Source organism: Luteibacter sp., assembly GCF_051958795.1.
Classification (GTDB): Bacteria; Pseudomonadota; Gammaproteobacteria; order Xanthomonadales; family Rhodanobacteraceae; genus Luteibacter.
Window position 1 is genome coordinate 1 of record NZ_JBQCFT010000259.1, and the last position, 8,870, is coordinate 8,870.

Here is an 8,870-nt window from a genome sequence, read left to right on the forward strand (position 1 = left end):
CTCCCTCGCTTCCGCCGTCGCCGTGGTCAGCGGCCACGCCTTCGCCGCCGACGACCTCAAGGCGTCGGTTGAGAAGGCCCGCGCCGAACGCCTCGCCACGCTCACCGCGCCGGATGGCTGGCTCAGCCTCATCGGCCTCGAGTGGTTGCAGCCTGGCGCGAACCGCATAGGCAGTGCCGCCGATAACGACATCGTCCTCAAGGCCGGCCCTGCGCACCTGGGCACGATCACCCTGGACGACAGCGGTACGGCGACGATCGAACTGGCGAAAAACAGCGGCGCGCGGGTTGACGGCCGCGAGGTCGAGCGCGCTACGCTCGTGGACGATGCGCCCGGGCACAAGCCCACCGAAGTGCGCTTCGGTTCGGCGCAGTTCTTCGTCATCGCGCGCGATGGGCGCAAGGCGCTGCGCGTGAAGGACGAGAACGCCGAGACCCGCACGCACTTCCTCGGCCTGGATTATTTCCCGATCGATCCGTCGTGGCGCGTCGTCGCCGACTGGGTGCCGTTCGATCCGCCGCACGAACTGGAGATAGGTTCGGTGCTCGGCACCATCGACAAGGAAAAGGTGCCCGGCAAGGCGGTGTTCACCCGCGATGGCCAGACCTTCGAGCTGTATCCGATCCAGGAAGAGCCGGACTCGCTGTTCTTCGTGTTCGGCGACCGGACGAGCGGCAAGGAAACGTACGGCGCCGCGCGCTTCCTGGATACGCCGCTGGCGAAGGACGGCAAGCTGGTGCTCGATTTCAACGAAGCTCGCAACCCGCCCTGCGCATTCACGCCCTACGCAACGTGCCCGCTGGCCCCGCCGGAAAACCGCCTGGGTGTGCGAATCACCGCGGGCGAGAAGAATTACCGCGGGCACCCGTAAGGGCGGGCTCCATCCTGTTGCATATCGCGAGTGACGCCAAAGGTAGGAGCCCACCCTGTGGGCGACATCTTTCGCGATAGCGCCGGGAATCCTGATGCGCTTCTGCGAACGGCGTCGCCCACAGGGTGGGCTCCTACGGTGTCGCGACTAGATCATTTGCCGTGGAACGTCGGCTTCCTGCGCTCGAGGAACGCCGCAGTACCCTCGCGCATATCCTCCGTCGAAAACGCGATGGCAAAGCCCTGCGTTTCAAACGCCAGCCCCTGGTCGAGCGCGCATTCGCCGCCTTCGATGATCGTTTCCAGGATGCCCTTGAGCGCCAGCGGCGCCGCGGCTGCTAGCTGGTCGGCCATGGCGTCGACGCTGGCGTCGAGTTCATCGGCCGGCACGACGCGCGTGACGATGCCCAGCCGTTCGGCGCGGGCGGCATCGATCTGCTGGCCGAGCAGGCAGAGTTCGAGCGCGACGCCGCGGCCGGTGAGACGCGTCAGGCGCTGCGTGCCGCCGAAACCCGGGATGAGACCGAGGCCGATCTCAGGCTGGCCAAACTTCGCCTTCTCGCTGGCGACGCGCAGGTGGCAGGCCATGGCCAGTTCCATGCCGCCGCCCAGCGCATAACCCTGGATCTTCGCCACCACCGGCTTGCCGAGGCGCTCGATGCCGCGCATCAGGGCCTGGCCGGCATGCGAGAACTCCTGCGCCTTCACCGGCGTCAGCGAGGTCATCTCGGCGATGTCCGCACCCGCCACGAAGGCCTTCTCACCCGCGCCCGCCAACACCACCACGCGCACGGCATCGTCCAGGCGGGCCTGGTTGAACGCCAGGGTCAGCTCGCCGATGGTCTCGCGGTTGAGCGCGTTGAGCTTGTCGGGGCGATTGACGGTGATCGTACGGACAGCGCCGCGGTCGGCGGTGCTCAGGGTGCGGAAGGCCATGGTGATTCCGGCGTGGGGGAAAGACCACGGATGGTAACAGGGGAACTCTTGGCCCCCGAATGGCGTCTTAGCTCATACGGGCACGGGCCGGCGTCGATGGACTATCCTCCACGCGTGCCCGGGAATCCGGGTCCACGGAGAACGGGATGTCACCCTCGCGTCTGTTAGTCATCGCCATGGGGTTGTGCTGCGGCACGGCCATCGCCCAGTCCGCGCCCCCGGCGCCGGCCCCGGGTGCGCCGGCCCTCGACAAGACCAAGCTCTCGTACGCCATCGGCTACCAGATCGGCACGCAGTTCGCGAACAGCGCCCAGCCCGACGTGGATATCGGCATCCTGGTGAAGGCCCTGCAGGATGGTTACGCAAAGCGTGCGCCGGGCGTGCCCATCGATGTGATGCAGCAGCAGCTGGTTAACTTCGATGCGAAGGTCCAGCGCGATTCCGTCGTGGAGTTCCGTCGCGTCGCCACGGCCAACGCCCAGCGCAGTGCGGATTTCCTGGCGAAGAACCGCTCGAAGCCCGGCGTGGTCACGCTGCCTTCGGGTATCCAGTACAACGTGCTGGCGCGCGGGCGCGGCCCGCAGGCCCAGGTCACCAGCACCGTGGTCGTGAACTACCGTGGCGCGCTGATCGATGGCACGGAGTTCGACAGCTCGTACGCGCACGGCAAGCCCGTCACCTTCACGGTCAACCGCGTGATCCCCGGCTGGCAGGACGTGATCCCGCGCATGCACGTGGGCGACAAGTGGAAAGTGGTGATCCCGCCGCAGCTGGCCTATGGCGAGCGCGGCGAGCTGCCGCGCATCGGCCCCAACGAGGCGCTGGTGTTCGAGATCGAACTGGTGGACATCCGCCAGTAGGCCGGCCGCGCTAGAATGGCCGGCGACATGGCCACCCTTCCGCCGCCGCCCACCGCCAGCCTTCCCCTGACGCCCTGTACCGGTGTGTGCCGGCTCGATGCGCGTGGCCTGTGCATGGGTTGCCTGCGCACCGGCGGCGAGATCGCCGCATGGCGCACGCTCAGTGACCAGGAAAAGCTCTGGATCATGGACGAAGTGCTTCCGCACCGGCAGGCTGGCTGATGGACGAGTTGCTGGCCAGGCTGCACGGCGCGCTGCTGCCCCTTGAGGCGCCCCCCGGTCCGCACGGCTGGAACCACGATGACATGGTCCGCCTCATCGGCGACACGCCACGCCGGCGCGCTGCGGTGCTGATCGGCATCCGCGACGACCGCGAGCAGAACGTGCTGTTCACCCTGCGCACCGACACCTTGCAGCAGCACGCGGGGCAGGTCGCTTTCCCCGGCGGGCGCGTGGAGGCTGACGACGCCGACGTCGTCGCGACCGCCCTGCGCGAGAGCCGCGAAGAAATCGGCCTCGACGAACGCTACGTCACGCCGCTCGGTTACCTCGAAGCCATGGAAACCATCAGCGGCTTCAGCGTCACCCCGGTGGTGGCGCGGATCGCTGCCGATGCGCCGCTCAAGCCGGATCCGGGTGAAGTGGCCGAAGTGTTCGAAGTGCCGTTCGCGTTCTTCACCGATCCGGCGAACCTGCGTCGCTACCGCATGGATTTCCGCGGGCATAACCGCGAGATGGTCGAGTTCCTGCACGCGGGCTATCGCATCTGGGGCGCCACGGCGTCCATGTTGTTCAACCTGTTGAAGCGGATGGGCCACCAGCCATGCTGATTTCGCGCACCCTGATCGACGCGGCCGCCGCCGCGAACCTGCCGGCCGATGAAGTGCTCTTCGTGGATTGCCGCGTGGACCTCGCCGACCGGACGATGGGCGAGCGCAACTACGCCGAGTCGCACATCGCTGGTGCGGTGCGCGCGGATCTCGACCGCGACCTTGCCGATATGCAGACGCCGGCGAATGGCCGCGGTCGCCATCCGTTGCCGGAGCGCGCCGCCTTCGAGGCCTTCCTCTCGCGCATCGGCTGGCGCCCCGATATCCAGGTGATCGCTTATGACAGCGCGGGCGGTTCGCTCGCCGCGGCCCGTTTCTGGTGGCTGGCGCGTCTGGCGGGCCTGGACAACGTCGCCGTGCTCGATGGCGGCTGGCCCGCGTGGCTCGCAGCGAAGCTGCCTGTCGACAACCGGGTTCCCGTGCGCGAGCCCACCAGCGTCGAGGCCTGTTTCGATGAAGCGGGCACCGTGTCGGCCGAAGAGCTGACCGCCGAGCTGGCGAATGGTCGGTTTGTCCTGCTCGACGCCCGTGCAGCGCCGCGCTATCGCGGCGATGTCGAGCCGCTCGACCCCGTCGCCGGGCATGTGCCGGGCGCGCGTAACCGCCCGTTCGCCGACAACCTCGACGAGAAAGGTTTCTTCCGTCGCCCCGAAGAGCTCCGCCAGGCGTTCGAAGCGATCATCGGGCCGCATGCCGCCGAAGAGGTCGTGCACATGTGCGGCTCGGGCGTCACCGCGTGCCACAACCTGCTGGCGATGGAATACGCCGGACTGTGCGGGTCGCGGTTGTATGCGCCGTCGTGGTCCGGGTGGGTGTCCGATCGTAGCCGGGCCGTGGCTACCGGGGATCATTGATCCCCGCGTCTCCGCTTCCTAGAGCGGCACCGTCCGCCGCTCGCGTGCTGAAATCTGCGCGGCTTCAATCACACGGATAACGTCCCGCGCTTCCTGCGCAAGCACCGGCAGGTCGCCTTCGCCACGGATCGCCGTTGCCACGCCTTCGTAATACTCGGTGTAACGCCCGGGCAGGGTGTCGATCGTGGTGGCGCTGCCGTCGGCATCGGTGAAGCGGCCGAACATCGCCGGGTCATCCTCGCCCCAGCCCGCGCCACCCGGGCGCTTGCCTTCGCGCAGCGCCGCTTCCTGGCCATCGATGCCGTACTTCACGAAGCTGCCGCCGTCGCCATGCACGAGATACCGCGGGCCGGGATCGCGCACGAGCACGGAGGCGTGCAACACCGCGCGGCGAGGGCCGTAGTCGAGCACCACATGGAAGTAATCGTCGACCTTCGCGGCGGCGCGCTGCTTCATGACATCGGCGGTGACCGCGCGTGGTACGCCAAACAACACGAGCGCCTGGTCGATCAGGTGCGCGCCCAGGTCATACAACAGGCCCGATCCTGGCACCTCGGTCTCGCGCCAGCCCTGCTTGATCTCGGGACGGAAGCGATCGAAATGGGCTTCGAAATAAACCACCTCACCCAGCCGGCCATCCTCGATGAGGCGACGCACGGTGAGGAAGTCGTTATCCCAGCGGCGGTTCTGGAACACGGAGATGAGCCGGCGCCGGTCCGCCGCCAGGGCGATCAGTGCCTCCGCCTCCGCTGCGTTTAGCGTGAATGGCTTGTCGACCACGACGTGCTTGCCGGCCTCCAGCGCCGCGCGGGCGAGGGCGGCGTGGGTATCGTTCGGCGAGGCGATGACGACCAGCTCGATAGCCGGGTCGCTGATCAGGTCTTGAGGATTTTCGTACGCCCGTGCCTCCGGGAAGTCGCGCGAAATCTCCTCGACGCGGCGGCTGCCGATCGCCGCCAGGCGCAGCCCTTCGGCCGCCGCGATCAGTGGCGCATGGAAGAAAGCGCCTGCCGTGCCGTAGCCAATGAGTCCAGTGGGGATGGGTTGCATGGGGGCTCCGGGGGTGGACAGGCCCCAAGCGTAGCGCGGCCGGCCTCAGCGTTTCGTTTAGGATCGTGCCCTTTGTTGCATGCCACCCGGTAAGTCCATGAGTACCCTAGAAATCGACGCCACCCCGCGCGCCCGGCTGCCCCGCCAGATCCCCTTCATCATCGGCAACGAAGGCTGCGAGCGTTTCAGCTTCTACGGGATGCGCAACATCCTGACCCCGTTCCTGGTCATGTCCCTGCTGACTTACCTGCCCGCCGAGGCGCGGGCGGCGGAGGCGAAGGATGTGTTCCACGCCTTCGTGATCGGCGTGTATTTCTTCCCCCTGCTGGGTGGCTGGCTGGCGGACCGCTTCCTCGGCAAGTACCGCACCGTGCTCTGGCTGAGCCTGGTGTATTGCGTGGGCCACCTTTGTCTCGCCCTGTTCGAGCACAGCGTGCCGGGCTTCTATACGGGACTGGCCCTCATCGCGCTCGGCGCGGGGGGCATCAAGCCATGCGTGGCCGCCTTCGTCGGCGACCAGTTCGACGAGAGCAACCGGCAACTCGCGAAGGTCGTGTTCGATGCGTTCTACTGGATCATCAACGTGGGCTCGTTCCTGGCCTCGTTGCTCATGCCATTTTTCCTGCGCGAGTACGGCGCCAAGGTGGCGTTCGGCCTGCCGGGCGCGCTGATGTTCATCGCCACCATCGTCTTCTGGATGGGGCGCAAGCATTACGTCATGGTGCCGCCGACGCGGCACGATCCGCACGGCTTCGGCCCGATCGTGAAGAGTGCGCTGCTGGCGCATGCGCCGGGGCAGGGCAGGCCGGGGCTCGTCGTGGCGGTCGCGTCACTGGTGCTCGCGCTCGCTGCGCTGGCGCTCATGCCGACGCTCGGCATCGTCGCCACGCTGTGCGTCGCGCTCGTGCTGCTGCTCGCGGGCATGGTGGTCGGCACGCGTCTCCAGTTGGAGCGCGTGCGTGGCCTGCATCCTGCGGAAGCGATCGAAGGCGTCGGTGTCGTCCTGCGCGTGCTCGTGGTGTTCGCCCTGGTCACGCCGTTCTGGTCGCTGTTCGACCAGAAGGCTTCGACCTGGGTACTCCAGGCCACCGCCATGCAGGCGCCCGCGTGGCTGCACCCCGCGCAGATGCAGGCGGTGAACCCCGCACTGGTCCTGCTGCTGATCCCGTTCAACAACCTGGTGCTTTACCCGCTGCTGCGCCGCCGTGGCATCGAGCCCACGGCGCTGCGTCGGATGACCGCGGGTATCGCGTTCTCGGCGGTCGCATGGGTGGTGGTGGGCATGCTGCAGCTGGCGCTCGATGGCGGCAATCCCGTGCATATCGCGTGGCAGATCCTGCCGTATGTCTTCCTGACGATGGGCGAGGTGCTGGTATCCGCGACCGGCCTGGAATTCGCCTACAGCCAGGCACCGCCAGCGATGAAGGGAACGCTGATGAGCTTCTGGACGCTCAGCGTCACCGTGGGCAACCTCTGGGTCCTGCTGGCGAACGCGGGCGTGCGCAACGATGCGGTGCTCGCTGGCATTGCCCATACCGGCATCGGCGCCACCGCGTTCCAGATGTTCTTCTTCGCCGCGTTCGCTGGCCTGGCCGCCCTGGCCTTCGGCCTGTATGCGCGGAGCTACCGCAGCGTGGACTACTACCGCTCCACGTAACCTGCATGGCGCGCACGGTATAGAGTGCACACCGCCCTTACTGCCGGAGCGCGCCATGGTGACACCGAAACACGCATCGCCTGTCCCCCAGGCCGCCACGGGCGAATGGCCCGGCAGGGTCGTGCTGGTTACCGGTGGCGCGCAGGGCGTCGGCAAGGGCATCGCCCAGGCCGTGCTGGAAGCCGGCGGCACGGTCGTCATCGGCGATCTCGATGCCGAAGCGGGCAAGGCCTGCCTCGACGAATGGCAGGCAGGCGATCGCGCCGCGTTCTTCGTGCTGGATGTCGCGAAAGAGGCGAGCGTCAAACGCTTCGTTGAGGGCGCACTGCGCCGCTACAGCCGCATCGACGGGCTGGTGAACAATGCCGGCATTGCCGATCCGCACAACGCTCCCATCGAGGCGATGGACTGGGCGGACTGGAAGCATCGCCTGGAGACCAACCTCGGCGGCGTGTTCCTGTGCTGCAAACACGCGTTGCCCGCGTTGAAAAAGGCCAACGGCGCCATCGTCAACATCGCCTCGACCCGCGCCCATCAATCCGAGCCGCACAGCGAGGCGTATGCGGCAAGCAAGGGCGGCATGCTCGCGTTTACCCACGCGCTGGCGATCAGCGCAGGGCCGGTGCGGGTGAATGCGATTAACCCCGGGTGGATCGTGGTGGACGACTGGAAGAAACCTTCGGCGCGGAAGAAGCCGAAGCTTTCCGCAGCCGATCATGCGCAGCACGCGGTGGGTCGTGCAGGGATCCCGCCGGACATCGGCGCGCTCGCGGTGTTCCTGCTTTCCTCGCAGGCCGGCTTCATCACCGGCGAGAACATCACCGTCGACGGCGGCATGGCCCGCAAGATGCAGTACGTGTAGGAGCCCACCCTGTGGGCGACATCTTTCGCCTCGGGTCGTCATCCATGAAGGCGGTCGCGAACGGCGTCGCTCACAGGGTGAGCTCCTACGATAGCGGTGCTCGCGTGCTGGAATAGCGCTCCAGCGGAATCGTCGTCATCGGCCCGGCCTTGAAATCCTGCCGGCCTTCGTCGAAGTCCCATTGTTCGACCAGGCATACCGAGCGATCCGATGCGGGATCGTGGCGGATCACGTGTACCGAATTGCTGATGCCTTCGCGGATGCGCGTCGAGGTGGCGGTGCCTGCCTGCACCGACCATAGCTCGCTCGCCAGCGCGCGCTGCTCCGAATTCACCGGCCGTACGTACGGCAGGTGGATGTGACCGCCGAGCACCAGGTCGGCGCCCGCCGCGGCCCATGCGTGGATCGCGGCCTCGTGGTTGATCAGCAGGTTCGCCTTGTCCTTCTCACGGATGACGTGCACCGGCTGGTGCGTGACGACGATGCGCAACTGCGCGTCATCCGCCGCACGCAGTCGCGCGCTGACCCGGGCGATCTGCGCGTCGGACACCTCGCCATCCTTGTGCCGACGGGCGCGCACGGTGTTCACCCCGATCACCAGTGCATCGGCGCTGGCGTGGACCGGTTCGAGATCCTTCCCGAAGGCTTTGCGGAAGCCACCGAACGGATCGAATACCCGGGCGAACATATTGAACAGGGGCACGTCATGGTTCCCCGGAATCACCAGGGTGGGGCGCGCATAGCTATCGACGAATCGGCGTGCGGCGGCGAACTGTTCCGAACGCGCGCGCTGGGTCACGTCGCCGGAAAGGATGACCAGCTCGGGTGCCATCGTCGTGATCAGCCGGCGCAGGGCCTCCACGACCTCGGGCCGCTCCGTGCCGAAATGCGGATCGGAAATCTGCATGAAGAGGCTCAACCCGGGTCCTCCCCGGGCTGGCGCTCGCCGTC

The 8,870-nt window shown here is 67.3% G+C and carries 10 protein-coding genes; 7 read left to right on the top strand and 3 right to left on the bottom strand.

Annotation, left to right across the window (positions count from 1 at the left end; translation table 11 throughout):
• The coding region (locus ACTHLF_RS13635; protein ID WP_440327889.1) for a DUF1684 domain-containing protein at positions 1-871 on the top strand (871 nt) is incomplete at its 5' end.
• A gap of 152 nt (positions 872-1,023) precedes the next feature.
• Here ACTHLF_RS13635 and ACTHLF_RS13640 read toward each other — a convergent pair.
• Complete coding sequence (locus ACTHLF_RS13640) at positions 1,024-1,806, bottom strand: enoyl-CoA hydratase/isomerase family protein (protein WP_440327890.1); 783 nt, start codon at positions 1,804-1,806, stop codon at positions 1,024-1,026.
• A 146-nt stretch (positions 1,807-1,952) separates the two neighbouring features.
• Between ACTHLF_RS13640 and ACTHLF_RS13645 the strand changes: the two genes are divergently transcribed.
• The 4 genes from ACTHLF_RS13645 to ACTHLF_RS13660 are packed head-to-tail and all read left to right on the top strand — an operon-like array spanning position 1,953 to position 4,350.
• Positions 1,953-2,666 (top strand): FKBP-type peptidyl-prolyl cis-trans isomerase, encoded by a 714-nt coding sequence (locus tag ACTHLF_RS13645; RefSeq protein WP_440327891.1) that lies wholly within the window; start codon positions 1,953-1,955, stop codon positions 2,664-2,666.
• A gap of 27 nt (positions 2,667-2,693) precedes the next feature.
• Positions 2,694-2,888, top strand: coding sequence for a DUF1289 domain-containing protein (locus ACTHLF_RS13650; protein WP_440327892.1), 195 nt, complete (start codon positions 2,694-2,696; stop codon positions 2,886-2,888).
• A complete protein-coding gene (locus ACTHLF_RS13655) occupies positions 2,888-3,496 on the top strand; it encodes a CoA pyrophosphatase (protein ID WP_440327893.1) in 609 nt (202 codons plus the stop codon). The genes ACTHLF_RS13650 and ACTHLF_RS13655 overlap by 1 nt, the downstream gene beginning before the upstream one ends.
• Entirely contained in the window at positions 3,490-4,350 is an 861-nt protein-coding gene (locus ACTHLF_RS13660) for a sulfurtransferase (RefSeq protein ID WP_440327894.1), read from the top strand. The genes ACTHLF_RS13655 and ACTHLF_RS13660 overlap by 7 nt, the downstream gene beginning before the upstream one ends.
• Before the next feature lie 18 nt (positions 4,351-4,368).
• Here ACTHLF_RS13660 and ACTHLF_RS13665 read toward each other — a convergent pair whose 3' ends face one another.
• A complete protein-coding gene (locus ACTHLF_RS13665; protein WP_440327895.1) occupies positions 4,369-5,400 on the bottom strand; it encodes an oxidoreductase in 1,032 nt (343 codons plus the stop codon).
• 97 nt (positions 5,401-5,497) lie between these two features.
• Here ACTHLF_RS13665 and ACTHLF_RS13670 point away from each other — a divergent pair, with 97 nt between their 5' ends.
• Positions 5,498-7,057 (top strand): POT-type proton-dependent oligopeptide transporter, encoded by a 1,560-nt coding sequence (locus ACTHLF_RS13670; protein WP_440327896.1) that lies wholly within the window; start codon positions 5,498-5,500, stop codon positions 7,055-7,057.
• A gap of 55 nt (positions 7,058-7,112) precedes the next feature.
• Entirely contained in the window at positions 7,113-7,919 is an 807-nt protein-coding gene (locus ACTHLF_RS13675; protein WP_440327897.1) for an SDR family oxidoreductase, read from the top strand.
• Between the two features lie 85 nt (positions 7,920-8,004).
• Here the strand turns inward: ACTHLF_RS13675 and ACTHLF_RS13680 are convergent.
• Positions 8,005-8,870 (bottom strand): metallophosphoesterase family protein (locus ACTHLF_RS13680; RefSeq protein WP_440327898.1); only part of this gene is annotated, 866 nt, incomplete at its 5' end.

Coding starts and splice junctions, on each gene's coding strand:
- ACTHLF_RS13640 (WP_440327890.1), bottom strand. CDS start 1,806: ATGGCCTTCCGCACCCTGAGCACCGCCGACCGCGGCGCTGTCCGTACG.
- ACTHLF_RS13645 (WP_440327891.1), top strand. CDS start 1,953: ATGTCACCCTCGCGTCTGTTAGTCATCGCCATGGGGTTGTGCTGCGGC.
- ACTHLF_RS13650 (WP_440327892.1), top strand. CDS start 2,694: ATGGCCACCCTTCCGCCGCCGCCCACCGCCAGCCTTCCCCTGACGCCC.
- ACTHLF_RS13655 (WP_440327893.1), top strand. CDS start 2,888: ATGGACGAGTTGCTGGCCAGGCTGCACGGCGCGCTGCTGCCCCTTGAG.
- ACTHLF_RS13660 (WP_440327894.1), top strand. CDS start 3,490: ATGCTGATTTCGCGCACCCTGATCGACGCGGCCGCCGCCGCGAACCTG.
- ACTHLF_RS13665 (WP_440327895.1), bottom strand. CDS start 5,400: ATGCAACCCATCCCCACTGGACTCATTGGCTACGGCACGGCAGGCGCT.
- ACTHLF_RS13670 (WP_440327896.1), top strand. CDS start 5,498: ATGAGTACCCTAGAAATCGACGCCACCCCGCGCGCCCGGCTGCCCCGC.
- ACTHLF_RS13675 (WP_440327897.1), top strand. CDS start 7,113: ATGGTGACACCGAAACACGCATCGCCTGTCCCCCAGGCCGCCACGGGC.